The organism is Kiloniella sp., from assembly GCF_048270245.1.
Lineage (GTDB): Bacteria > Pseudomonadota > Alphaproteobacteria > Kiloniellales > Kiloniellaceae > Kiloniella.
The window spans coordinates 951,353-977,357 of record NZ_JBLWTH010000001.1 but is presented as its reverse complement, the minus strand read 5'-3'; the positions used below and the strand labels follow the sequence as shown (position 1 = coordinate 977,357).

The window sequence follows — 26,005 nt, the reverse complement described above, 5'->3', positions numbered from 1 at the left end:
CGGCAGAAAGCTTTCATAAGGATAGACACACGTGGCAAATCATACTTTTTTCTGTGTTGATGCACATACTTGCGGAAATCCGGTCCGGGTTGTTGCGGGCGGCGGCCCTCTTCTTCAAGGAAATTCCATGCTGGAACGGCGCGCGCACTTCCTTGCCGAGTATGACTGGATCAGAACAGGATTAATGTTTGAGCCCCGCGGACACGACATCATGTCCGGCAGCATTCTCTACCCGCCAACCCGTGAAGATTGCGACATCGGTATTCTGTTCATCGAAACCAGTGGCTGCCTCCCCATGTGTGGACACGGCACAATTGGTACCGTAACTATTATGATCGAGCGTGGTCTGGTTACACCCAAAGAAGAAGGTGTTTTACGCCTGGATACACCAGCTGGCTTGGTAATCGCTGAATATAAAAAGAACGGTGACTACGTTGATTCTGTGCGTATTCGCAATGTTGCTTCTTTCCTCCACTCAACCAACCTCAATGTTGATGTGCCAAACTTTGGTAGTCTCAAATTTGATGTCGCCTACGGCGGTAATTTCTACGCTATCATTGAGGAACAGGAAAACTACCATGATCTGAGCGATATCACGCCAGGGGATATCCAGCGTTTAAGCCCCATGATCCGTAACCTGATCAATGAAAAATACGACTTTGTTCACCCGGAAGATGATCGAATTCGCGGCTGTTCGCATTTACAGTGGACAGGTACACCTATTCATCCGGACGCCCACGCCCGAAATGCCGTATTTTATGGCGACAAAGGCATTGATCGTTCCCCTTGTGGCACAGGAACATCCGCGCGGATGGCACAACTCGCAGCCCGCGGAAAGCTCGACATCGGAGATGATTTTGTGCACGAGAGTATCATCGGTAGCCTGTTCAAAGGCCGCGTTGAAGATACAACTAAGGTGGGTGGCTACGATGCTATTATTCCATCCATAGAGGGCTGGGCACGCATCCACGGCCTAAACAACATTTTCATTGATGATCGCGACCCCTATGCAAAAGGCTTTCTACTGACGTAAAGCCCTTTGCTATACATGAACGCACTGTCCATATAATCAATATTAGTGCGTTCATGTATGAAGGAAGTTAGTTCTACTAAACGATTACTAACCAATTTTACTAATAAAACCATCAACTTGTTTTGAAAGATCCCGACTAAATCCTTGAAGTTCAGTCGAAGCAGTAAGCACATTCTGAGAAGCGCTATTTGTTTGGTTTACAGAGTTTTCCACTAAAACTATCTGCTCCGATGCCGTAGAGGTATTTTGAGACGCAACTGAAATACTACTCGCAATTTCAGCCGTCGCGCTGCTCTGCTCTTCTATAGAAGACGAAATCACTGTAGAGATCTCATTGATTTCCTCAATGATCGTTTGAATTCCCTTGATCGCCCCGCCAACAGAACCAGTTGCAGATTGAATATCATTTACCTGTTGTTCTATTTCTTCTGTCGCTTTAGCTGTTTGAGATGCAAGGCTTTTAACTTCAGATGCAACAACAGCAAACCCTTTACCTGCTTCACCTGCTCTTGCAGCTTCGATGGTAGCATTAAGAGCCAATAAGTTTGTTTGCTCGGCAATCTCGGCAATTAAGCTAACAACTTCGCCAATTTTTTGTGCCGCTGTCGTCAGTTGTTCCATTTTACTATTTGCACCAACAGCTTCGTCTGTCGCACTTGTGGCAACCTTCCCTGATCTTTGTACCTGTTGCATTATTTCATTAATTGAAGCAGCCAGTTCTTCGGATGCAGCAGCCACTGCATTTACGCTTTCAGTCGCATGCCGCGTAGAACCAGACGCTTGATTGGTACCAGCTAGAGCCTGTTCTGAATCCGAGGACATATTTTGAGCAATCTCGGCAAGGTTTTGCACAGAAGATGATACTTGCTTTACAATTGTCTCTACAGAAGCCTTAAACTCTTCTGAGAGAGCTTTTCTTTCTTGTATTGCAGAAACTTCATATTGCTTTTCAGCTTCAATACGCTCTTTTTCTAATCGCTCTTTCTCTTCAGCATTCGTGCGGAAAACTTCTAATGCTTGGGCCATTTCGCCAACTTCATCACCTCGATCAATGTAGATGTTTTCAATTCCAAGATCTCCCCCCGCAACCTTTTCCATCATGGTCGCGAGTATCGGAATTGGGCGCATCAAGCCACGAAGAACAAAAATCGTGATAACTGCGCCAATAAGAGTAGCAATTAATGAAGCAACTATGAGTGCGTTAATAATATTATTTAAACCGAGATTTATTTTTTCTTTAAGAACACCAGCATAGAGGATTCCTATTTCTTGCCCTTCAGGAGAAAAAATTGGTTCGTATATCGTGTAATAATCTTTCCCAAGAATATTAGCTTCACCATTAAAAGTTTTTCCGGATAAAATAACGGGATAAACTTTTCCCTTTTGTCCCAAAGGTGTTCCAACGGCTCTTTTTCCATCACCTTTTATAATGTTTGTCGTCACGCGCCAGAAATCTTTACTCTCATCTTCCCACCGAAAGACCGTAACCGTTTCACCAGTTGTTGTCCCAATTTCGTCAATCATACTATGATCGTCAAAATCACTAATACCGTTCATAACCAAATCATGCACTTTACCCGTAGCATCAACAGAGAAAGTTGTTTCGGGGTATTCCTTCTTCAGAAGAACGGCAGCGGTTCGTAAGCTAGAATTTTGTTGTTCAATAACGGTTTGAGTTAAATCTGCTTTAAAAGTCCATGCAGCCCAGCCACCTACAATAGAAGCCGTTATCGCAATAATAAACACAAACAAAAAGACAATCTTGGTACTAATCTTCAAAGACTTTAACATCTTCATCCCTAACCACAATAAACTCTCGATCAATCACAATTAGACATATAGTATTTATTTTCCCTTAATTTCAAAAATATCATCGCATTCAAATAAAGTTAAATCTTTAATTACAGCTAAAAACAATCAAAACAAAAAACAACCTTTAATTGTTAAAAAGGAAAATATTTACTTAAAAAAACACGACAAAACATAAACAACAAATAACCTTATCGCCCCAAATAACGCCCTAACCTAAAGATGCTATTTGATTAAACGATCAAAGGATGATGTAAAAAAATAGGGGAAAATTGCCTACTCAAGTCACACTTCTATTTATTTTTTTGACGAATAAGCAATGTAGGCAATCAATCCGCCTGACAGAAAGCCAAACAGATGTGCTTCAAAGGAAACACCTCTCATTGGGATAAAAAGTCCAGAGATCAATCCACTGTATAGCGCGAGAACAAATACCGCGATGATGATTGATCGAAAATCGCGACGCCACCAGGCAGACCCCAACAGATATCCAAGTAATCCATAGACGATACCGCTGGCCCCGATATGAAGCGCTGGTCGGCCAAAGCACCACACCAAGCCACCGGAAAAGAGAATAAGAGCAAGACAAACCGACCGAAACTGCCCTCGCCGTCCACCCCGGGTTTCAAGTGACACCAAACAGCCTAAAATCAAAAGAGGGATTGAATTTGATATCAGATGAACATAACCCGCATGCAAAAAGGGTGAAACGAGAATACCCGGAAGTGCCCCTATATTCCTTGGCACAAGACCATATTGATAAAGGGCGCCCGACAGCATCCAGTTCAAGGCAAAAACAGCCCAAAGACTGCCGACAAAAATAAAGACATCCTGGAAGCGTTTCAGAAAACTCATGCCGGCCTCATAAAACTTTTATGCTGTTACCAACGATTAACCCGTTCCCATTTCCCTAAAAGCTCTCCTTCGGCACTATGTACATCATAATGGGAAAAGCCTGCACAGGTCATACAGGTGTGGATTGGCAAGATCCGAAGACGGCTTCCAACTGGGAATTTCTCATAAGGAAGGTCACCCGAAATTGATGCAATAAGGCCGTGTTCCTGATGAACAGATTCGACGTATAACTCTTCGAATACTTCGCTATCCAATCCACATACAAGGCCATAACCTGTATGTGAAGAGAATTCGCTGGCACTTACATCTTTCGACAAAGCCAAGCCACCAGCGTCTATAAGAAGACGTTTTGCTGTTTTATTGTGCCCGATTACTGAGGCAAGAACCGTTGCAGCGATCTCGTTTTGTTTGCAGGTCCCGATAAACATCTGATCAACATCACCAAACATATAAACGCCCGGCCTGATTTCTGTAAGACCTTTGTAGCTTTTTGCAAAAACGGCTGTCGGCGTTGAACCAGCGCTGACGACAGAACAGGAAAAACCTGCCGTCAAAAGTCGCACAGAAGCACTAACAACGGCCTCCCGCTCCTGTTCTGCTATCTCGGCGATCTCTTCTGGTGTAGAGACGTGGTAGGAATGACCAGCATGGGTCATCACCCCTTTCAAACTCAAGCACTGTGATCCCGTAATAGCCTCGGCCAAACTCAAAAGTTCCTGAGAACCGGCAAGTACGCCTCCACGCCGCCCGCCACTATCGATTTCAATCAAAACAGGAAAGGTTGTTCCAAGCCTTTTCGCTTCATGATCCAACAAGGAAATGGCATCGGGATTATCGGTGGTTAATGTCAATTTAACACCTTTATCCTGTATCCTCTGCGCTTGGGATAACTTCGATGGAACAATCCCCACGGCATAGAGAATATCTGTGACACCACCGTTAGCAAAAAAGTCAGCTTCCGCCAGAGTAGAAACTGTAATGCCATCAAAACCGTCTTTTGTTGCACAGTGATAAGCTTCTAAAGCTTTCGCCGTTTTCATATGTGGGCGTAGCTTGACCCCTGCTTCATTGGCGCGCTCTTGCATCACGCGACAATTTTCTTCAAATACATCTTTATCAAGTAAAAGCGCCGGCGTTGTCAGGGTATCGAAAGGCATTATAGTTTCTCGCAAACGATATTATTGTTGGAATATACTCGAACCGATTAGAACGCTGTTCTAGAATCAAACAGATACTTTACCAGCGATATGCGGGTGCGCTTCGTAGTCCAAGATATCAAAGTCATCAAACGTATAATCAAAGATACTGTCGGGCTTTTTATTGATCCGCAGGCTTGGTAATTTGAGTGGTTCACGTTGTAATTGGGTTTTCACCTGCTCAAAGTGATTGGAATAGATATGGGCATCACCAAAGGTATGGACAAAGTCACCCGGCTCTAAATCTGCTTGCTGCGCGATCATATAGGTCAGAAGCGCATAGGACGCGATATTAAAGGGAACACCAAGGAAAATATCCGCGGACCGTTGATAAAGCTGACAAGATAATCGACCTTCAGCAACATAGAACTGAAAGAGACTATGACACGGCGGTAAGGCCATATTATCCACTTCCGCCACATTCCAAGCAGAAACAATGTGCCGCCGGGAATCAGGATTAATTTTGATTTGTGCCATCAAATTCGTGATCTGATCCACGGTTGTGCCATCAGGTGTGGGCCACGAACGCCATTGATGCCCATAGACAGGCCCCAGATCACCATTTTCATCAGCCCATTCATCCCAGATCCGAACCCCATTTTCCTTGAGGTATTTAATATTCGTATCCCCTGATAAAAACCAAAGTAGTTCGTGAACAACCGATTTAAGGTGAAGTTTCTTTGTCGTCATCAAGGGGAACCCTTGAGAGAGGTCAAATCGGATCTGTCGTCCAAAAACGCTCCGTGTCCCTGTACCTGTTCGATCTCCTTTATCCGTTCCATTCTCTAGGACATCTTTCATGAGATCGAGATACTGACGCATTAATTTTCCTTCAAAAGCTAAAGTAGGCAAAAGTTAGGATGGAAGAATCCAAAAATTTGATGGAAAGATCATATCACGTGTCAGGATTTAGTCATCAGTTCAGAAGATGTCCTTTTGCAAAAAAGCACTAAGCCAGCTCTTTTAGATAAGAAAAATACCCTTTTGAGACATCAGCCCTTGTGAAGTCCTATACATAGTCACTATATTCAAGGTGTCGGCTTCGGCCGTCTATGGTGCTAAACGGGCTTATGGAATAAGCGTTGTGGACCCGGGGGCGGTACCCGGCGCCTCCACCATTCCTTACATTCTTATGAATGTGAATTATGGGGGCGAAATAGGATCGACACGCGTGGTAAAGATTTGTTCGGTGCCCGGCATGGTTCCGCCGTTATCGGGCCGTTTTGAGTAATTGCAAATGACAATTCTCGTGGGGTAGCTCTCGCTGCTTAATTGCAGTCTGAGCAACCGCTTTTAAGCCCTAGGTTTTCACAAGCCTAGGCGGGGTTCGGGGGCACCTGGCAACAGAAGCTCCCACTTTTCATGTCTGGACTCTGGCTTTGTGTTAGAGTAGCAGATAGAGGTATAGAATTAATCAGAGCGATAAAACGTTCAGATAAGCAGCGGCCGGGTAATATATAAGTATGTCGGGAAACAACGAGATTTCAGAAAGCGAACTTCGCTACGACCATATGGTCGAAAAAGCTCTCTTGAACGTGGTTCGGGAATCTCTCGAATATGCTGCAGAACACGGTCTTCCCGGTGACCATCATTTCTACATCACCTTTAAAACGGCTCAGGAAGATGTCAGTATCCCTGATCATCTGAAAGCGCGTTACCCCGGCGAAATGACCATCATCCTTCAATATCAATTCTGGGATCTTGAAGTTGGTAAAGATGGCTTTAGCGTAACGCTCAGCTTCTCGGATGTTCCAGAACGTATGAGCATTCCTTATTCGGCGATTGTTGCCTTCGCAGACCCATCCGTACGGTTTGGTCTGCAGTTCGATATCACAAATGGTGATGGCGAAGATTTGGAAGAAGAACTCGAAGATCTTCTTGAGGATTTTGAAGAAGACGCCTTTGAAAACAGCGATACTGCTGCAAATGCTGATAATAGCCCGGAAGAGCAGAAAATCAAAGAAAAGCAACGTGAATCCGGTGATAACATTGTCACACTGGATACCTTCAGAAAGAAGTAATCTCGGGTTGTTGAACCTAACCACGCGCAGCGTTCCGAAACTCATTCATCGAATTGAAGTCGTGCAATAATGGCTTGAGCATCAAGTCGCGCCCCAGTAGCAACTCTTGTGGACGTATCTTCTAACTGAATCCTATAGCCTTAAGCTCCCTAAACCAATCCATCTCTGCATAACATCTTGGATCAATGATCAGAATCTGATAGCGGGCGGCATTTAAACTAAAAATTTATCACACACATCTGTCCCCTTTAATTAAATACCAAAAGGGACCAAACGAACAACAGGGGTGGCCAAAATGACCACCCCTGCATAAATAAGCTAAAAACCACTTATCGGCGTTTTAGAAATGGGCTGACTTTGTATTTCCCGGCTTTGTTAGTGGCGGGGCAAATTTTGTCAAATCGATACCTTCGACAGAGGCTTTATATTCTTCCATTGTCGGTGTTCGCCCCAAGATTGCGGAAAGAACCACAACTGGTGTTGACGCCAATAGAGATTCGCCCTTTTTATCTTTGGAATCCTCGACAACCCGCCCTTCGAAAAGACGTGTAGAAGTGGCCAAAACCGTATCACCCTTGGCAGCCTTTTCCTGGTTCCCCATACAAAGGCTACAGCCAGGTCTCTCAAGATAGAGAATATTTTCGTATTCTGTACGGGCCTCAACTTTCGGGGCTGCATCGTCAAATTCAAAACCAGAGTACTTCTGCAGAACAGTCCAGTCGCCTTCTTCCTTCAACTCATCAATGATGTTGTAGGTCGGGGCAGCAACAACCAGAGGCGCCTTGAATTCAACACTACCGTTTACTTTTTCAAGATTACGGAGCATCTGAGCTACGATTTTCACATCGCCTTTGTGAACCATACAGGAACCCACAAAGCCAAGATCTACTTTTTTCTCTGCCTGATAGTAAGAAATTGGTCTGATCGTATCGTGAGTGTACCGCTTGGAAACATCTGCATTGTTTACATCAGGATCGGCGATCATCGGCTCGTCGATTTCATCCAGATCAACAACGACTTCAGCAAAATATTTCGCGTTGGCGTCAGGTGTCAAAGCGGGTTTCTCGCCTGATTTGATCTCGGCAATACGCTTTTCAGCAATCGCGATCAGACCATGGAGCATTTTGTTTTCGTTCTCCATGCCCTTGTCGATCATTATCTGAATACGTGATTTTGCAATCTCCAGAGATTCGATCAAGGTTTCATCTTCAGATACACAGATTGACGCTTTGGCTTTCATCTCAGCCGTCCAGTCTGTGAAGGTGAAGGCCTGATCTGCCAACAAGGTACCGATATGCACCTCAATAATACGCCCTTGAAAGACGTTATCACCGAACTGCTTGAGCATCTGTGCCTGTGTCGCATGGACCACATCGCGGAAGTCCATGTGATCAGCCATGGTACCTTTGAAGGTTACCTTTACAGACTCTGGGATTGGCATGGTTGCTTCACCTGTGGCCAAAGCCAAGGCAACAGTACCTGAATCGGCACCAAAAGCGACGCCCTTTGACATACGCGTGTGGGAATCCCCACCAATAATAATTGCCCAGTCATCAACCGTAATATCATTCAGGACCTTATGAATCACGTCGGTCATAGAATGATAAACATCCTTTGGATCACGCGCAGTAATCAGACCGAACTTGTGCATAAAAGCCATCAGTTTAGGCGTATTTTCCTGCGCTTTAAAATCCCAAACAGATGCTGTGTGACACCCAGACTGGTAAGCGCCATCAATTGTCGGGGCTAACACAGTTGCAGCCATAGCTTCAAGCTCTTGCGACGTCATCAGACCTGTCGTGTCCTGAGAACCGACAATATTAACCTTCACACGAACATCTGAGCCTGCATGTAAAACAGCCCCTGGACGAACACCAACTGCATTTGCATTGAAGATCTTTTCAACCGCAGTCAACCCCTGTCCTTCGTGGTGGATCTCTTTTGAAGGCGCAAAAGCAGACTTCAGTTCAACACCCAGTGTTTCACAAGCAAAGGTCTGAAGTTTTTTACCAAAGACGATCGCATAAGAACCACCCGCCTTCATAAATTCAACTTTTTGTGGACTAAAAGAAGACGCCACATCAGCTAGATTTTCATCACCAGCATCATTGAGAAGCTTTTTGTCTTTTGTATTGATGGTGAGAACGGTACCTGTTTCTACAGAATATTTTTGTTCAAGGATCGGATTACCGTCATTGTTCAGGATTGGCTTGCCTTCGGAATCCAGCTTTTTGACCCAATTCTTCAGATCAATACCAATACCACCAGTTACCCCAACAGTTGTCAGGAAGATCGGGGAAATACCGTTTGTACCTGCAACAATCGGTGCAAAATTAACAAATGGAACATAGGGACTAGCTTGTTTACCTGTCCACAAAGCGACATTGTTCACCCCAGACATACGGGAAGACCCAACTCCCATGGTGCCTTTTTCAGCAATCAGCATCACCCGCTTATCAGGGTGCTGTCTTTGCAATTCCTGAATTTCGGCTTGCGCTTCTTCAGAAATAAAACATTTGCCGTGTAGTTCACGATCTGAACGAGAATGCGCCTGATTACCCGGTGACAATAGATCGGTGGAAATATCACCTTCGGCTGCGATGTAGGTAACAACTTTAATTTCTTCTTCTACATCGGGGAGTTTTGTAAAAAACTCTGCCTTGGCATAGCTCTCAAGGACATCACGAGCCACGATGTTTCCGGCATCAAATGCTGCCTTCAAACGCGCCATATCTGCGTCATAAAGGAAAAATTGAGTTTTCAGTACATCCGCGGCTTGTTTCGCAATCGATTGATCATCACCAAGGGCGAGATCAAGGAGAACCTCAATCGAAGGACCGCCCTTCATATGCGAAAGTAGCTCAAAGGCAAAGGAGGGCGTAATCTCTTCAACGCTCGCTTCACCAAGAATAATATCTTTTAGGAATTTCGCTTTTTCCCCTGCCGCGCTGGTTGTACCAGGCAAGGTGTTATAGATGAAATACTTTAGAGAATCTTTTCTGTGTTCATTATTCGGATCTTTGATTTGAGAAATGACTTCTCTTGTAAGCGCATCATCTTCTATAGGCTTAGGGTTTAATCCCTGTTTTTTGCGCGTTTCAATTTCTTTTAGATAATCTGTATACAGGCTCATGGTTATCCCGACGTCTGACGTTAGATACATTTATTGAGCATCGGATTTTTGTAAGGGACTATGTAGAACCCGAAATACTCTTTGTATGTCGTGGTATAGCAAATTGATGCCGCGTTGCAATATATTCTGCGGTATGGGCACAAGCTTGTTTTGGCCTTTCCCCCACTAATACAGTGCCTTTCGCGTTCTATTTCTTCTCAGCCCGGCCCATCGTTTTGGGGTCCCACTTAACAACTTTTTTGGGTTTCTCGGGTGTGGCGAGAATAGAGTCATTATTCTGGCCGACCTGGCTAGCAAATTCTTCAAAACGCCGACGCATTTCTTTCTTCTCTTCAGAATTCATGTCCTGAACAGACTTGTCAGATAAATCTTTCTGGCGAATATCACTCATGCTCTATACCGTAGATCTGTGCATCAAAAGTCATAACCTGTTCTAAATATACATGAAAGCATCATGACAAGCATCCATTTTTTACAGAACGGCCCAGAAGCAGCTCTCGATACGAATAAGGTAACTGTCCTTTTCACCCACGGATCCGGCGCCCCTATGGATACCGATTTTATGAATTACTTCGCTGAAAAGTTAGGAAATCAAGGCCACAACATTATCCGGTTTGAATTTCCCTTTATGGCTGAACGCCGAACAACCGGGAAGAAGCGCCCCCCGGACAGAGCGCCGAAACTATTGGAATTCTGGCAACAAGTAATAGATCAGCACCCTCAGCGCCCTCTTTATATAATGGGGAAATCCCTTGGCGGGCGCATGGCCAGTATGATCGCGGATGAAATGAATGTTACTGGTACTATCTGTCTCGGCTATCCCTTTCACCCCCCTACCAAACCAGAAAACACCAGAACCGCACATCTTGAAAATGCCAAAACACCCTGCCTAATCATACAAGGCACACGTGATCCGTTTGGAAAACCAGACGAGGTTGAGCATTATCTATTATCAGATAAAATAAGAGTCTACTGGTCAGAAAACGGGAATCATAACTTAAGCCCACGGAAAAAATCAGGTCGAACAGATGAGCAAAACTGGTCAGAAGCTATTGCCGCTATAAACGCATTTATCAACGAGACAAATTCATGAGCAAGATTTTACCTAGCTGTGTCGAAGAAGCAATCAATCTCTGCCTTCCACTGGGTGAAATCAGAGTTAAACCAATGTTTGGCGGACATGGGTTGTATTTTGAAGACATCATGTTTGCTCTAGAGGCCTTTGGTAGCATCTATTTAAAAGCGGATAAAAAAAGCGAAACCCTTTTTATTGAAGCCGGTAGTGAACCTTTCACGTACGAAGGCAAAAACAAACCCATAAAAATGTCATACTGGCTTGTCCCGGAAACAGCACAAGAAGATCCAGAAGAATTTATTCATTGGGCCGAACTGGCAATTGCTGCATCAAAACGCGCCCATGCGAAAAAGAAACCTAAAGCAAAAAAACGATAAACTCTGCCTGAGACGACTCTGTGCTAAAAACAATCAAGTAACCTTGAAAAATAGAAGCAACTCAGGATAACAGAAATAAAGGGATAACCGTCATCGAGAATAATTAGTTCAGTTAGCCTGTTTTTCCGTGACGCAATCTGTGTATACTGCGGCGCAACATTACAACTGAACAGATAACAGACAAACCTGCTACTGCTCAATTATCAAATCAGCTGCCAGAGAAAGTTAGGGAGCCAACAGCATGTCCGATAAAGGCAACATTCGTATTGAAACAGATTCCATGGGCGAAATAGACGTCGCAGCAGACCGTTATTGGGGTGCTCAGACTCAACGCTCGCTTCAGAACTTCAAGATTGGTGGCGAAAAAATGCCACCTGCGCTGATTAAGGCACTCGGCACACAAAAACTTGCTGCTGCACGCACGAACATTGAATTAGGTGTGTTGGATAAAAAGCTCGGCGAGACGATCTGCCAAGCCGCACAAGAAGTTATCGACGGAAAGCTGACGGATCACTTCCCGCTGGTTGTCTGGCAAACAGGCTCTGGTACGCAGAGCAATATGAATACCAATGAAGTCATTGCTGGTCGCGCAAATGAAATCCTGACTGGTGAGCGTGGCGGGAAATCCCCTGTGCACCCAAATGATCACTGCAACATGGGGCAGTCATCAAATGATACTTTCCCATCGGCAATGTCCATCGCGGGCGTAAGACAGTTAAGTGAGGAAACCATTCCTGCACTTGAACGGCTGCATGCTTCGCTTGATGCCAAAGCAAAAGCTTATGAAAAAATCATCAAAATCGGCCGCACACACCTAATGGATGCAACGCCCCTGACCCTAGGGCAGGAATTTTCCGGCTATGCCAAGCAGATCGAATATGGCATTGCCCGGATCAAAAATACACTTCCGCGCCTAGCCGAACTTGCGCAGGGTGGCACCGCTGTTGGTACCGGCTTGAACTCTGTCGAAGGTTTTGCTGAAAAATTTGCTGCTCAGGTTTCTGACATTACAAAGCTACCATTCACAACAGCACCAAATAAGTTTGAGGCACTTGCAGCACATGACGCCATTATTGAGGCATCAGGCGCGTTAAACGTTCTTTCAGCTTCCTTGATGAAGATTGCCAATGACATCCGCATGCTTGGCTCTGGCCCGCGTTGCGGACTGGGAGAGCTGCTGTTGCCTGCAAATGAGCCTGGTTCATCCATTATGCCCGGCAAGGTAAATCCTACCCAGGCCGAAGCGATGACAATGGTTTGCGCACAGGTTATGGGGAACCACACAACAATTACTGTAGCCGGATCAAACGGACACTTTGAACTCAACGTTTTCAAACCCGTGATGATTTACAACCTGCTGCAATCTGCCAAGCTGATTGGGGATGCCTGTGACTCATTCCGCGAAAATTGTGTTGATGGTATCGAAGCAAACGAAGAGCGCATCACAACCCTGATGCAACAATCCCTCATGCTGGTGACGGCCCTCAACCCGCATATTGGCTATGACAACGCTGCGAAGGTTGCAAAGAAGGCCTACGTGGAAAACAGCACACTTAAAGAAGCAGCTGTAGCACTCGGCCTTTTGACAGCAGAAGAGTTTGATGAAAAGGTCCGCCCTGAAAACATGGTCGGTCCTCGTAAAGCCTAGGTTGATCTATAGGCGGGTGATAAATCATATTACCCGCCTTATCTTCTTTGTTATTGCGCGAGAACAACATGGTTCTGGACTTCAAGTCGGAAGAAATCAAAAAACGTTCCGTAACCATATCCGGGCACAGAACCAGCTTTAGCTTGGAAGAAGGCTTTTGGCAGGAAATAAAGCTCCTTGCGAAAAGCGAAGGCTTATCTCTCAACCAGTTTGTTGAAAAAGTCGATGAAGCAAGAACAAGCAATCTTTCAAGTGCCTTAAGAATTCTTGTCCTGAACCATTTAAAAGAGCGACTTAAAAATAGCGAAGAAGATACGCTCTCTGTCGCCCCCCCAGCAGTTACCCCCCAAGTTCCTTAAAAAGTCCCTTCAGAAGTTCTTTGGCTTTCTTTTTCTTGGACTTCTTGTCCTCAACAACTGGCTCATTCGTTTGCTCAACAGGTTCCCCCGTCGCTTCTGGTTGCGGTTCGGAAACGTCTTCACTAGGAACTTCCCCACCCAAGAGCTGATTGATTGTATTAGACTTGTTTGATTGCAGGAACTGCCCTTTGACCCTTGGGTTCGGCTTATCCAAATCACCCTTCAGATGAACGGTTAGATAAGGTTTGGTTGGGTCTTCGCCCTCACGAAAAAGGTCACTTTGGCTTTCAATCAACCATGCTGGTAAATCCACTGTGGCTGCCGTAAAGACCGATGTTCGATTGCCATCAACTCGAAGGTCTTTGGAAACAAGAACACCATTATGAATCGTATACGTCCCCTTCAACTGAGCGGGATGTCCTGCGAAGGATTGCAACAATGTTGTCGTTGCATCTCCAACGCCTTGAATCCCCTTTAGTTTGGAACCAAGGACGCCAAGCAGCGCTCCGCCAACAACTTCTTTAGTTTTAACTTTTGCGGTTAAAACACCATGAATCTGACCGCTACCATTTAATGCCTGAACAAGATCAGCTTCAGACCTGCCTTTTGTCGTAATCTTACCTTCAACGGAAACTGGGCCTGATACTCTTTTGAAATCAGCCATGTCCCGAAGCAACGAACCACTATCAATATTGTCACCCTTGATATCCATATCCACAAGAATCTTATCTCGGCCATCAACAGTGCCTATTGCGGTAATTCCACCTCCATAGGCAACGCCTGCAAACTGGGAAAGTGTCAAAACACCATCCTGCAACGTCGCTTTTGCCTGTACATCTGCGATACTTAGAGCATCCTTCTGGACGGCATCAGATATAAGCGAGATCTCGGCATCCAAAGAAGACAATCCAGACAGATCCATTTTTTCCTGAGACCAGCGTCGGTTCAATCCGGCAGAAACCGAGCTGCCACCACCGGATGCACCGCCGGATGCACCGCCCTGTCCTGATTGAGGCAAAAGGCTATTCAGATTCAGCTGACCTGTCATCAGGTTAGCTGTCACCTTTGGTTTCGCACCTTTTACGTTTGCGACGACACTCCCTTGGATACGAGTATTGGCAATGGTTCCATCAAGCTCTGACAGTTCGACTTCTCCCGATCCCGCCTTGATGACAGATTTAACAGAAACCCGTCCCCACTGTGGATTAGTCGAAGCTTCAGGATTAAGTCTTTTCACAAGCTGTGCAGCATCGGGATGATCAATAACCACCAAACCTTGATACAACGAATTGGTTCCGGGCTGAATCACACCTTTGGCCTGATAGGACCCCCCTATTGCTGCCCCAAGAAGATCAACAGATAGATTGTCTTTAGTCCCTTGAACATTACCACTAATCTCTAAAGAGCCCAGCTGAGGCATTCCCTTAATTTTATCTTGTCCGGCAAGCGTCAAAAGCTTTGGAAGGTCAGCCAGCTTGGCGATTATTGTCGTATCGAAAGAAGGAGTCTCAGTCTCAATCTGTTTGATCGCACCTGATAAAGCGAGAGAAGACCCCTCAATATCATCCAAAGACGCATTTCTTATTTGAAGATTACCTTGTTGCAAAGTGGCATCCAGCTTCACCCCGCGAAGCGGAATACCTTGGTACACGGCTTCCCCAAGAGTAATATCCAGATTAGCATCCAACCGCCCCAACAACGATTCCGATTTATTTCTGTTAGCTGATGCTTTCTGAGTTGATGAATTGCTATTATCAGCCAAAGAAGAATCGTTAGACACCTCAGCATTCTCGTTTGTTTTATCAGATGAAGCCTTTTTTTCACCTATCTTATAAGCATCTAAATCAATTCGATCGATAACAACACGTGCCCCAACACCCAAACGATCACGAAGCGCAATTGTAGCCGCCCCATCTAGATGAGTAACATCTAACGTAATGGAGACCGGATTTAGAACGATCTGTTCAGGCCTCAAGCTAAAGCGCAGCTTACCATCCAACCGTCGTAACCTATCATTGGGGACATCAGGAACATCTAATTCAAGCCATGTCAAAAGTCCGCGCAGATCTTCTGTCCGCGCGTTCAATTGTCCATTAACTGTTTGATTTTGATAATTGGCAGCAAGAGCTATTTGACTACCACTTGGAAGTTGAGCGCTTAAATTCTGAATCTCGAACAAACCATTTCCGAGGCTGGACTGCAGAACCAAACCACGCACAATTCTTTGATTGTAAATAATATCATCAATACTGATTTGCGCCTGAAGAGAAATTTCAGGGGAAAACGTTGGCCACGAAGATTTGGAAAGCTCTTTTGTTCCCTGACCCACTTCTGACGTTGAATGCCCTGTTACCGCATTGCTCTCATCGGAAGTACTTTTTGTGGTCGAGATCTTGTTCTTTTGGATCGCATCTTGAACTGTGAGAATATCATCCAGGTTCACTCTTGGGCTTGCCAGGTTCATCGAGATATCGACACCGCCCTTCAGACCGGCACTAACCGTGCCAGTCACTTTTTGCGCCCCAACCCGAACGATAAGATCATTCACAGAAAGCTTGTTAAGGTCACCCTCCAGCTCAGCAGAGATTTCAAAATGACTATCCGCACTTGTTTTGACATCAACCTTAAACAACTCTGAAATCAACGCCCCCAGATCACTTCCATCCCCGTCAAATTTTCCGCGATAGGAAGTACTGTTGACATGACGAGAGACCAAGCCATTAAACTTTAGCTTTGCTTCGGAATCAGGCAGGCGAATACCTGCATTAATTGCGGTTGCTCCTTCGTCGGCAAACTGGCCCAAATCCAGTTCAATCTCTGTACGCTGCCCTCTCAGCAACAAATCACCACCCAGAGTAAAAGGACCTGTAAGACTTTTTGCAGCTACCTCAACATTAATCCCTCCAAAAGTCTCCTGAACATTGCCATCTCTATAATGGACGGTACCGTCAATAATTCGAAAATGATCAAGCACAACACCGGAGAAGAAGGTGCTATCAGCTTCGTCTTCATTATTATCTAAAGCGTTATTTGGGTTTGGTGTAAGCCCGCTATCTGCTTTCCCTTGAGCAATATCCACAGGAGAGAAAACCCAGTTTCCCGAACCATCTGCAAACTTCTCAACATGTATGATAGGTTTTCTTAAAATAACTTCATCAACCCGAAGTCGACCACTCAACAATGGGAAAACAGCAATTTTCACACCCAACTCATCAAGGGAAATCATTGTATTTTCGTTGGATCTTGGGTCGTTTTCCAATCGGACATTCGCCGCAGAAAAACTTGGCACAGGGAGTATTCTAAGATGAAGATCCCCCTCAATATCCAAAGTTCGTCCCGTATGAGCATAAACCTGCTCTGTTATGTCGCCTTTATACTGGTTCCAGTTAATAAAACCTGGCCCAAATAGCACGCCACCAATGACGAGAAGTAATATTATGGATATTGAAATCGTAAATTTGCGCACGATCCAACCTTTTATGATGTTTTATGTTTATGGTTTTGTGTAAAAAATCACACTCTATAATTGTTAAGCTCTAAACTACTCATAAGCTTGTATTTAATCAATCGTTTGCAAGAGATACCTTTATTTAAATTGCGTTATTTCAGATAAATCCACGCATCCCTTGCAAAAATAAACCATCGCGTGCAATTCCGTGATAAACTCGGCTTTCAACACTTTTATAACCAGGTACGACGTTTTGCTTAGAACATTCATTATTAGTTTTTTTATACTCGTTTCCACCAATGCTTTTGCAGCCCAACAACTTACGAATAAAGAGCTTGCCCAGCTATGTAATTCCGAGGACCGATGGTTTGGTGGTCTGTGTAACGGATATATTACAGGTACAGTTGAGAGCCTGTTGGAAATGAGAGAACAAGGACTGATTGCAGAGGCATTTTGTTTTCCAGCGAACACACAACGCGGTCAATTCATTGACGTCATTAGGCTCTCTCTTACAAAAAAAATCGATACCCAGCCAGCATTTGAAAGCATCGTATTAACATTAAGGGAAAAATATCCGTGTGAATAAAATCACAAAGGAACAAGAACTAACTTCAAAACACCCTCGGAATCTTAAAGATTTGATAGCAGTCATTTCCTGCGTATCTATTGCTGGAATTAGTATGGGGTTTACGCTTCCTTTGATGACGATTTCACTTGATCGCGATGGGAATAGCGGATCATTTATTGGCCTTATCGGTTCCATGCTTGGAATAGCTATTGTACTTTTTTCCCCTTTTGTCCCTGCCTGTATTTCCTATCTCGGCATGAGAAAGTTTGTCATCATTTGTATGCTTGGCGAAACACTCATGTTTGTTTGCCTGTTTCTCTTTCCAACACCAATTGCCTGGGTTCTCATCCGCTTTGTTATGGGCATGGCTGTTGCCGGGATTTTCATTGGCAGTGAAAGCTGGATTAATCACCTGGCCATCTCATCTCACCGTGGACGCATACTCGCCCTTTTCAATATATCCTTAGGCCTAGGCTTTGCTTCCGGTCCTCTACTTCTCGTTATCACGGGAACCGATAGCTGGCTTCCCTTTATAAGCGGTGCCTGTATTTGTTTCCTCGCAACAATCCCTTTACTGTTGGTTCAAGATCCAGAGATGGATTTGAAAACCCCGAGCAGCTTTAATCAATTTTCATTTATACTGATCGCCCCTGCATATTGTGCTGCGGTTGTTCTTGCTTCGGGAACAGAAACTTTAATGGGAACTTTTTTTCATTACTACGGTTCCAGAGTAGGATATGCGCAGCACAATATGCATGTCATGCTAACCTTGTTTTTTCTTGGCGGCCTTGTCTTCCAATACCCAATCGGCTGGCTTGCAGATCACATGAACATTCCGCGCCTACTGCTTATTCTGGGAATAGTTTGCATGTTATGCATCATCCTGACATTCCAATTTTCCCATATGATTTTCGTGTTTAAATTCCTTCTATTTTGTTGGGGAGGAATTTTGACATCTATCTACAACACCGTTCTTACCGCTGTTGGGCACGAATACAAGGGGGCTGATTTGATTGCGGCAAATGCATCATTCGGATTTTTATGGGGGATAGGCGGATTAATGCCTCTTGTTGGCGGTCAAGCGACACAAGTATATCAAGGAGAAGCTTTGATATACGTTTCACTGGCACTAACGATGCTGTTTGTCATTTTGATGGTTGGTACTTTGATAAACCCGAAAGCAAAGAAGAAAAACTATAACTAGGGTGTTTTCTTCGCCAATTCTTTCCACTGGGCCTTCTTACGATAGATTGTCGAAGGATTGATATCCAGCAAACTTGCTGCTTTTACGATATTGCCATCACACTTTTCTATAGCACCTTCGATAGCGTCTTTTTCAATCATCCAAAGCGGTAAAACTTCTGCTAACTCCATCGCGGGTGTCGCCTGATCGGTTACGAAAAAATCGGTGGCGTCAGGGATTGAGCTTCTAAGATTGCCATCATCACTTGCGGTAACACTTTCCTTATATTGCACAACACTCGAATTTTGACTACTTAACGACGGCAGCATATCTGCGGTTAAAACCTTGCCTTCGTTCAAGACAATTGAGTTTCTTATGACATTCTGCAGTTGGCGAATATTCCCAGGCCAATTGTAATTATTAATTACTTCCGCTGCATCAGAAGAGAAGATGGAAAACTCTTTGCCTTCTTCTTTTGCATATTCAACTAAAAAAGATTTGGCAATTTCCAGAATATCCTCGTCACGATCTCTTAATGGCGGAAGATGAATAGGGATAACATGAAGGCGATAATATAAATCTTCGCGAAACCGTCCTGCTTGAACTTCTTGCAAGGGGCTACGGTTGGTCGCACAAACAATTCTAATATTTACTTTCTCCAAGCGGGTACTACCGACTTTGTGAAAAGTGCCACTTTGGATAAAGCGTAAGAGCTTTGTCTGTAGATCAAGATCCATCTCGCAGATTTCGTCCAAAAACAAAGTCCCGCCATCCGCCTGTGTCGCAGCCCCGTCCCTGTTCCCAATTGCCCCTGTAAATGCCCCCTTCACATGACCAAAGATCTCTGATTCCATTAAGTCCTTTGGTATTGCCCCGCAATTAAGGGGGACAAATGGCTTTTCTGCACGGGGGCTACACTTATGAATTGCTTCTGCACAAACTTCTTTTCCTGTACCGCTTTCGCCTGTGATGAAGACCGTTGCTTTGGAAGCCGCCGCAGAATCAATTGTACGATAAATGGACTGCATCGCAAAGGAAGAGCCAATAAACCCATAGAAATGCGTTCGCTCTTTAATGGCTTCAACCATCTCGGATAGCTGCATATGCTTCAAAGCATTACGCACTGTAACGATTAGTCGATCAGCAGAAAACGGTTTCTCAAGGAAATCATAAGCCCCCAAACGCATTGATTCGACGGCTATGTTCACAGATGCATTTGATGTGATAATAACCACAGCGATCGGTAATTTTCGTTCCTGCACCATACGCAAGATTTCAATACCATCCATGTCAGGCAATTGTAGGTCTAGCAGAATAACTCTGTATCCGCCGCCCTCAAGCTCATGAAGGGCTTCTTTACCAGACATCACCTGAGTCGATTCATAACCAGAACGCTTTAAATAACTTGTATAAACAGCAACAAGAGATGCCGTATCTTCTACAAGTAAAATAGAGGGTGTGTCTGTCATCAAATATCGTACCAATCGGGTGTATTATTCAGCTAAACAAGAAAACATTGATGATACGAGGGAACATACGCCTTGCCAAGCTTACAAGAGACCCAAGTCAGGACAAGACCCAAGCAGTACAAGACCCAAGCAGTACAAGACAAGGCGCACATTCTTCTATTTATCCTGATAGGCCTCCATTGTTAACGCCCCGATAGCATCAACACCTATAACGAGCTCAATCGCGTGCTCATGATTCTTAAGTCGACAAGCTTCATTAATAAGTCGCATACGTTCCTGTAGCCGAAGAGCCCCAAAAGTTCCACTGACACTTTTTAAAGTATGACTTTCCCTTTCCAACTCGGTGCTATCATGTACTCGTGCTGCATTAAGAACACCCGCGAGATGCGTCCTTAAATCGGCAAGAAACTGTTCGATAAGAAAGGGAATGGCTTCTTCCCCAACTTCATTTGACAAGGACTGAATCACCACCTCATCACGTATAGGATAAGTTTTATCCAATTCTTGCGTATCTATTTCATTAATCGAGCTAATTGTCCTGTGCTCCCCTCTGAAATCGGTGCGGCAAACACCGATATTTCAAGATGATTAATCCTGACAGTTAAGTTTTGAACACGTGTTACTAATGAAGCTTGTTTCCAAATATAGGCAACAGAAAACAAGCTTCTTCAACGACTCATCAAGAATAACAGCTAGCAAATAATTAAACAGTATAAAAGTTGGGGTTTATACATATCCTCTACGCAGCCCTGACGTCCCTAGGAAAACCACGTTTCAACAAGCGGTAACATCATAAGTCGCGAGAATTTTTCCTGTAAGCGCATCCTCGCAATAAAGACTAACATCATAGCCCCACAATTGCGCTATTCTACGCATCACCTGTTCAGCTTCTTTGCCATCAATTGGCACATCGTCGTGCACCATGTGGCGTAAGGTAATCGCACGATCCCCCTCAAATTCAACATCAGCAACCTGTATATCCAATGTCATCGCAGAAACAGTATGGGATTTAGCCAAAGCACTCCGGACTTTTTTGTATCCACGGCTATCATGAATGGCTTCTACCTTTAAGTGTGGAAGGGACGAATTGTCGTGTATCTGGAACAATCTAAAATCCCGGATCAGCTTCGGGCTTAAAAACTGCAAGATAAAACTCTCATCCCGATAGTTTGCCCAGGCATCTTTAAGAACTTCAATACCAGTGTTGGATCCTGCTATGTCGGGGAACCATTGTTTATCTTCATCTGTTGGTTCATGACATATGCGGTAAATATCCTGCATCATGGCAAAACCCAAAGCATATGGATTTATCCCGGTCCATCTCTGATCATCAAAATTTGGCTGGGCCACAACCCTAGTATGATAATCAATAAATTCCAGCATTGCGCCTTCGGTGATTAGGCCTTTATCAAATAGTCTGTTCATAATGTAGTAATGACAAAAACAGGCACAGCCCTCGTTCATCACTTTGGTTTGCTTTTGCGGGTAAAAATACTGGGCGATATTTCGAACAATACGCAATATTTCTCGCTGCCAGTCCTCCAGTACGGGGCTATGTTTTTCAAAAAAATAAAGAAGGTTAGCTTCCGGCAACCCAAACTTGGCCATGTTGGCTTCCTGACGTTGGCTTTTTACTTCATCATCCTCAACGTCCGCTTCATTATGTGGCAATGTACGCCAGATATCTCTATAATCACCGCGTTTATGCTCTTCACGATCATCTATGCGCTGTTTCGCCATCTCACGAGACATAGGGACAGGCCTTGAATAGTGATCGACCGCGTTCTCACGAAGTGCATGTGCCGCATCCAACAATTCCTCCACGGCTTCGACACCATGTCGCTCTTCGCACTTATTGATGTATTCACGGGCAAAATGCATATAGTCCAGAATAGCTTCTGCATCTGTCCATTGTTTGAATAGATGGTTATTTTTGAAGAAATGATTATGCCCAAACGCAGCGTGGGCGACGACCAGTGCCTGCATCGTCATGGTGTTTTCTTCCATGACGTAGCTGATACAAGGGCTAGAATTTATAACAATCTCATAGGCAAGGCCCCGCATACCTTTGCGGTAATAAAATTCGTCCTGAACAAAGCTCTTACCAAATGACCAATGATTGTACATCAGTGGCATACCAATGCCTGAATAGGCATCCAACATTTGTTCAGAGGTAATAACCTCTATTTGATTCGGATAAACATTTAACCCCAACTCGGTATTTGCGATTTCTTCGATGGCATCATAGACACAATCGAGCTTCTCAAAGCTCCATTCTGCACCTTCATACAGCGGCTTCTGTACCTCTTGTGCCTTTGCCATAAAAAATCCCTTCTAATTCTGTCCTGACCATCAATCGTACAAAATCACCAACTCATTGGGCTTTTTGTTTCACGAGACATTCAGCTTTCTTTGGTATTTAATTTCCCCCGGCATCCTCTTTTGCAAATAAATCCCTGAAAACAGGAAAAATATCATTCGGTTTGACGACTCTTCGCATGGCAAATTGTTCAAAGCTCCCGGTTAGCTGAGCATAAATTCGCCAAAGATCGGTCATGTTTTGTTCGTCTTTGAAGATCTCAAGTTCTTGCTCATCCATAACCTCAATATAAGCAAAATACTGACAGGCCGGCAGGATAACATCCCCCATTATGGCGAGGCATTTTTCCCGATCGCTTGCAAAGTTGTCGCCATCAGACGCTTGGGCGGCATAGACATTCCAGTCGCCAAGGGGATAGCGATCTTTTAGAACTTTCTGCATTTCTTCCAGAGCAGAAGAAACAATGGTTCCCCCTGTTTCTCTGGAATAGAAAAAAGTCTCTTCATCAACCTCTTTTGCCATGTGTGTATGGCGGATAAAAACCAGCTCAACCCGTTCGTATTGGGTCGAAAGAAATAGATGCAAAAGCATAAAGAACCTTTTTGCCAGATCTTTCATGCTTTCACTCATTGACCCGGAAACATCCATCAAGCAAAACATCACGGCGCGCGTATTCGGTTTTGGAATTTTTGTGAACGATTTGTAGCGAACGTCCAAGGGGTCAATGTAGGGAACAAATCGACGACGATGCTCTAGCAATTCAAGTTGCTCGTGGAGCTCTTTTAGTTTTTTGGTTTTCCGCCCTCTCGCCTCAAGGTCCAGTATCTCTTCTCGAAGAGTGTTAAGTTCCTCACTTCCTGGCCGCTTCATCGAAATCCGGCGGGCAAGGCTATGCCGCATTGTTCGTTTCAAATCCAGGTTACTTGGCGATCCAACACGCACATATCCAGCACGCTGTTTTTCAAACTCGACTTCTTCTTTCAGCGACGTTTTCACCAAGTCTGGCAGCTCCAGATCTTCAAAGAAAACATCCAGAAACTCCTCTCTGGACAAAGAGAACTGGAAGCTATCTTCTCCCTCTCCATCCTCACTGGCTTTTTTGCCGCCCTGTCCCTCACCACCCTTTGGCGGACGCTTTATCTGATCCCCAGTCGAGAACTCTTTATTGCCAGGCAAAACACGATCATGTTTGCCTTTAGAATAGTCATACTTGAAACGAGGTTCGTTTAAGCCTTTAGAGGGAATCGTTATCCGGCCATTATGACCTATATCGGTCACTTTACCGCCATTTACTGCCTCTTTTACGGCTTCGCGTATCTGACTTTGAGCACGACGAATAAACCTCTGCCGATTGGGTAAACTCTTGCCCTTTGGATTTAGTCGCCTGTCAATAAAATGCATCATGCTGTTAATCCACCTATCCATTGCCTCGCAAGATAATCTGACTAACCCGCTTTATTGACACGCATATACCAATCAACCAGACGATGAACCTGTCGCCTGCTATAGCCACGGTCAACCATCCGATCGACAAATTCATTGTGCTTGGATTCAGTCTTCTTATCTTTTTTCGATCCGAAAGAAATCACTGGCAACAGGTCTTCTACTTGGCTAAACATCCGTTTTTCAATCACTTCTCGTAATTTTTCATAGGATGTCCAACGGGGATTGTGCCCTTTGTTGTTAGCTCGGGCACGTAGCGTAAATTTCACAACCTCGTTTCTAAAGTCTTTCGGGTTTGAAATTCCCGCCGGCTTCTCAATCTTGGACAGTTCCTGATCCAAAATCCGAGGATCAAGCAGTTGTCCCGTATCAGGATCTTTGAAATCGTGTCCTTCGATCCACGCATCTGCATAAGAAATGTAGCGATCAAAAAGATTTTGTCCAAAATCTGAATAGGATTCCAAATAGGCCTTTTGAATCTCATTCCCGATAAATTCAGCATAGCGGACAGATAAATAGCCTTTGATGAATTCAAGATAGCGTTTCTCTATTTCATCAGGGAATTGTTCACGCTGTATTGCCTGTTCCAACACGTACATAAGGTGCACTGGATCGGCTGCAACTTCATTCGGATCATAGTTAAATGTCTCGGCCAAAACCTTGAAGGCAAAACGGGTAGACACACCATTCATACCTTCGTTCTGTCCAGCAGCTTCCCGGTATTCCTGAATCGGTTTTGCATTCGGATCGACATCTTTTAGATTATCACCATTATAGACCCGCATTTTTGAGAAAATATTGGAATTTTCATGCTCTTTTAAACGTGTCATCACACTGAATTGTGACATCATTTCCAATGTTGACGGTGCACAGTGGGTATCATTAAGGTCGCTATCTCTCAGCAGCTTATGATAAATATCAGCTTCTTCATTAGCGCGTAAGCTATAGGGAACCTTGATCACGCAAACACGGTCAATAAAGGCTTCATTGTTTTTATTGTTCTTAAAATTTTGCCATTCAGATTCATTTGAATGCGCCAGAATAATCCCCTGAAAAGGTATCGCCCCCAGGTTTTCCGTCCCCACATAATTACCTTCCTGCGTCGCGGTCAGTAACGGGTGCAACATTTTAATCGGCGCTTTAAACATTTCAACAAATTCAAGTAGACCCTGCGTCGCCATGTTCAAACCACCGCTATAGGAATAAGCATCTGAATCGTTTTGGCTATAATATTCCAGTTTGCGAATATCAACCTTCCCGACAAGGGTCGAAATATCCTGATTATTTTCATCACCGGGCTCTGTTTTGGAAATACAAATTTGACGGAGTTTTGATGGATACATCTTCACCACGGTAAACTTGGAAATGTCTCCTTCAAATTCTTCTAAACGTTTAAGTGCCCATGGAGATATCAGCCCTGTCAGGCGATGTTTGGGAATGTGATACTTGTCCTCAAGGAGGTCACCCATTGTCTCTGGATTAAACAGGCCAAGAGGAGATTCAAAAATAGGGCTGATATGATCACCGGCTTTCAAAACGTAAACCGGACAATTCTCCATTAAAATCTTTAACCGCTCAGCAATTGAAGATTTACCGCCGCCCACTGGTCCCAATAGATAAAGGATCTGCTTTTTCTCTTCGAGGCCTTGAGAAGCATGTTTAAAGAAACCAACAATACGTTCTATGGTTTCTTCCATACCATAGAACTCACTAAAGCTTGGGTAGCGCTTGATTGTCCGGTTCATAAAAATCCGGCCCATACGTTCATCTTGGCTTGTATCAAAAAGTTCAGGCGTACCAATGGCATCCAGCATTCGTTCTGCTGTCGAGGCATACATAACCCTGTCTTCCCTGCATCCAGACAAGTAATCCCTCAACGACATTTCGCTTTCTTGCCGGCTACCGTATAGCTCGGAATAGGCGTCGAAAATATCGGTCTTGGGCATTATGACCTCCTCTATATATTGGCTTAACCTGAAATGCGTTCCTTTATAAAAACAGCCTTCTATCGCTTCTTTACACAACAATGAGATTTTAGGAGGCTGAACTAAAACTCATAAAGGCGGGT

General features: G+C 44.3%; 20 protein-coding genes and 1 other RNA gene. 9 read left to right on the top strand and 12 right to left on the bottom strand.

The genetic code is table 11. The annotated features are described in order from the left end of the window. The first annotated feature begins 31 nt into the window (after nucleotides 1-31). Nucleotides 32-1,033: a 4-hydroxyproline epimerase gene (locus ACN0W5_RS04610; RefSeq protein WP_417453023.1), complete on the top strand. Its 1,002-nt coding sequence runs from the start codon at nucleotides 32-34 to the stop codon at nucleotides 1,031-1,033. 87 nt (nucleotides 1,034-1,120) lie between these two features. Here the strand turns inward: ACN0W5_RS04610 and ACN0W5_RS04605 are convergent, their stop codons facing one another. The 4 genes from ACN0W5_RS04605 to ACN0W5_RS04590 form a co-directional block, all read right to left on the bottom strand. Beyond that, on the bottom strand, nucleotides 1,121-2,824 hold the full coding sequence (locus ACN0W5_RS04605; protein WP_417453022.1) for a methyl-accepting chemotaxis protein: 1,704 nt from the start codon (nucleotides 2,822-2,824) through the stop codon (nucleotides 1,121-1,123). Between the two features lie 315 nt (nucleotides 2,825-3,139). Then, entirely contained in the window at nucleotides 3,140-3,697 is a 558-nt protein-coding gene (locus ACN0W5_RS04600) for a rhomboid family intramembrane serine protease (protein WP_417453021.1), read from the bottom strand. 26 nt (nucleotides 3,698-3,723) lie between these two features. Beyond that, a complete protein-coding gene (locus ACN0W5_RS04595; protein ID WP_417453020.1) occupies nucleotides 3,724-4,854 on the bottom strand; it encodes an alanine racemase in 1,131 nt (376 codons plus the stop codon). 66 nt (nucleotides 4,855-4,920) lie between these two features. After that, nucleotides 4,921-5,715, bottom strand: a complete 795-nt coding sequence (locus ACN0W5_RS04590) for a thymidylate synthase (protein ID WP_417453019.1) — start codon at nucleotides 5,713-5,715, stop codon at nucleotides 4,921-4,923. Nucleotides 5,716-5,888: 173 nt separating this feature from the next. On the opposite strand from ACN0W5_RS04590, the gene ssrA reads away from it, so the two are divergent. Further along, nucleotides 5,889-6,251, top strand: a transfer-messenger RNA (tmRNA) gene (gene ssrA, locus ACN0W5_RS04585). Between the two features lie 105 nt (nucleotides 6,252-6,356). Continuing rightward, on the top strand, nucleotides 6,357-6,914 hold the full coding sequence (locus ACN0W5_RS04580) for an SspB family protein (protein WP_417453018.1): 558 nt from the start codon (nucleotides 6,357-6,359) through the stop codon (nucleotides 6,912-6,914). Nucleotides 6,915-7,254: 340 nt separating this feature from the next. On the opposite strand, the gene ACN0W5_RS04575 is transcribed toward ACN0W5_RS04580, so the two are convergent. Together ACN0W5_RS04575 and ACN0W5_RS04570 are read right to left on the bottom strand one after the other, a co-directional pair. Then, on the bottom strand, nucleotides 7,255-10,047 hold the full coding sequence (locus ACN0W5_RS04575; RefSeq protein ID WP_417453017.1) for a bifunctional aconitate hydratase 2/2-methylisocitrate dehydratase: 2,793 nt from the start codon (nucleotides 10,045-10,047) through the stop codon (nucleotides 7,255-7,257). A 187-nt stretch (nucleotides 10,048-10,234) separates the two neighbouring features. Then, on the bottom strand, nucleotides 10,235-10,438 hold the full coding sequence (locus ACN0W5_RS04570; protein WP_085901272.1) for a hypothetical protein: 204 nt from the start codon (nucleotides 10,436-10,438) through the stop codon (nucleotides 10,235-10,237). Nucleotides 10,439-10,501: 63 nt separating this feature from the next. Between ACN0W5_RS04570 and ACN0W5_RS04565 the strand changes: the two genes are divergently transcribed. The 4 genes from ACN0W5_RS04565 to ACN0W5_RS04550 all read left to right on the top strand — a co-directional run bounded on the left by ACN0W5_RS04565 (nucleotide 10,502) and on the right by ACN0W5_RS04550 (nucleotide 13,506). Next, the gene (locus tag ACN0W5_RS04565; protein ID WP_417453016.1) at nucleotides 10,502-11,140 is read left to right on the top strand and encodes an alpha/beta family hydrolase; all 639 of its coding nucleotides are present in this window, start codon (nucleotides 10,502-10,504) and stop codon (nucleotides 11,138-11,140) included. Next, nucleotides 11,137-11,499: a TfoX/Sxy family protein gene (locus tag ACN0W5_RS04560; protein WP_417453015.1), complete on the top strand. Its 363-nt coding sequence runs from the start codon at nucleotides 11,137-11,139 to the stop codon at nucleotides 11,497-11,499. Before ACN0W5_RS04565 ends, ACN0W5_RS04560 begins: the two co-directional genes overlap by 4 nt. A gap of 241 nt (nucleotides 11,500-11,740) precedes the next feature. After that, a complete protein-coding gene (gene fumC / locus ACN0W5_RS04555; RefSeq protein WP_417453014.1) occupies nucleotides 11,741-13,147 on the top strand; it encodes a class II fumarate hydratase in 1,407 nt (468 codons plus the stop codon). A gap of 68 nt (nucleotides 13,148-13,215) precedes the next feature. Then, complete coding sequence (locus ACN0W5_RS04550) at nucleotides 13,216-13,506, top strand: ribbon-helix-helix domain-containing protein (protein WP_417453013.1); 291 nt, start codon at nucleotides 13,216-13,218, stop codon at nucleotides 13,504-13,506. On the opposite strand, the gene ACN0W5_RS04545 is transcribed toward ACN0W5_RS04550, so the two are convergent. Further along, on the bottom strand, nucleotides 13,487-16,972 hold the full coding sequence (locus ACN0W5_RS04545) for an AsmA family protein (protein ID WP_417453012.1): 3,486 nt from the start codon (nucleotides 16,970-16,972) through the stop codon (nucleotides 13,487-13,489). The two genes, ACN0W5_RS04550 and ACN0W5_RS04545, sit on opposite strands and share 20 nt — an antisense overlap. A gap of 235 nt (nucleotides 16,973-17,207) precedes the next feature. On the opposite strand from ACN0W5_RS04545, the gene ACN0W5_RS04540 reads away from it, so the two are divergent. Both ACN0W5_RS04540 and ACN0W5_RS04535 read left to right on the top strand, forming a co-directional pair. Then, nucleotides 17,208-17,540, top strand: coding sequence for a Rap1a/Tai family immunity protein (locus tag ACN0W5_RS04540; protein WP_417453011.1), 333 nt, complete (start codon nucleotides 17,208-17,210; stop codon nucleotides 17,538-17,540). Continuing rightward, the gene (locus tag ACN0W5_RS04535; protein WP_417453010.1) at nucleotides 17,533-18,726 is read left to right on the top strand and encodes an MFS transporter; all 1,194 of its coding nucleotides are present in this window, start codon (nucleotides 17,533-17,535) and stop codon (nucleotides 18,724-18,726) included. Before ACN0W5_RS04540 ends, ACN0W5_RS04535 begins: the two co-directional genes overlap by 8 nt. Here the strand turns inward: ACN0W5_RS04535 and ACN0W5_RS04530 are convergent. The 5 genes from ACN0W5_RS04530 to ACN0W5_RS04510 all read right to left on the bottom strand — a co-directional run bounded on the left by ACN0W5_RS04530 (nucleotide 18,723) and on the right by ACN0W5_RS04510 (nucleotide 25,883). Further along, nucleotides 18,723-20,174, bottom strand: a complete 1,452-nt coding sequence (locus tag ACN0W5_RS04530) for a sigma-54-dependent transcriptional regulator (protein ID WP_417453009.1) — start codon at nucleotides 20,172-20,174, stop codon at nucleotides 18,723-18,725. The two genes, ACN0W5_RS04535 and ACN0W5_RS04530, sit on opposite strands and share 4 nt — an antisense overlap. A 156-nt stretch (nucleotides 20,175-20,330) precedes the next feature. Then, nucleotides 20,331-20,630, bottom strand: a complete 300-nt coding sequence (locus ACN0W5_RS04525) for an Hpt domain-containing protein (RefSeq protein ID WP_417453008.1) — start codon at nucleotides 20,628-20,630, stop codon at nucleotides 20,331-20,333. A gap of 318 nt (nucleotides 20,631-20,948) precedes the next feature. Next, nucleotides 20,949-22,496, bottom strand: a complete 1,548-nt coding sequence (locus tag ACN0W5_RS04520; protein ID WP_417453007.1) for a SpoVR family protein — start codon at nucleotides 22,494-22,496, stop codon at nucleotides 20,949-20,951. A 97-nt stretch (nucleotides 22,497-22,593) separates the two neighbouring features. Beyond that, nucleotides 22,594-23,898: a YeaH/YhbH family protein gene (locus tag ACN0W5_RS04515; protein ID WP_417453006.1), complete on the bottom strand. Its 1,305-nt coding sequence runs from the start codon at nucleotides 23,896-23,898 to the stop codon at nucleotides 22,594-22,596. A gap of 41 nt (nucleotides 23,899-23,939) precedes the next feature. Beyond that, the gene (locus ACN0W5_RS04510) at nucleotides 23,940-25,883 is read right to left on the bottom strand and encodes a PrkA family serine protein kinase (RefSeq protein WP_417453005.1); all 1,944 of its coding nucleotides are present in this window, start codon (nucleotides 25,881-25,883) and stop codon (nucleotides 23,940-23,942) included. Between the last annotated feature and the right edge of the window lie 122 nt (nucleotides 25,884-26,005).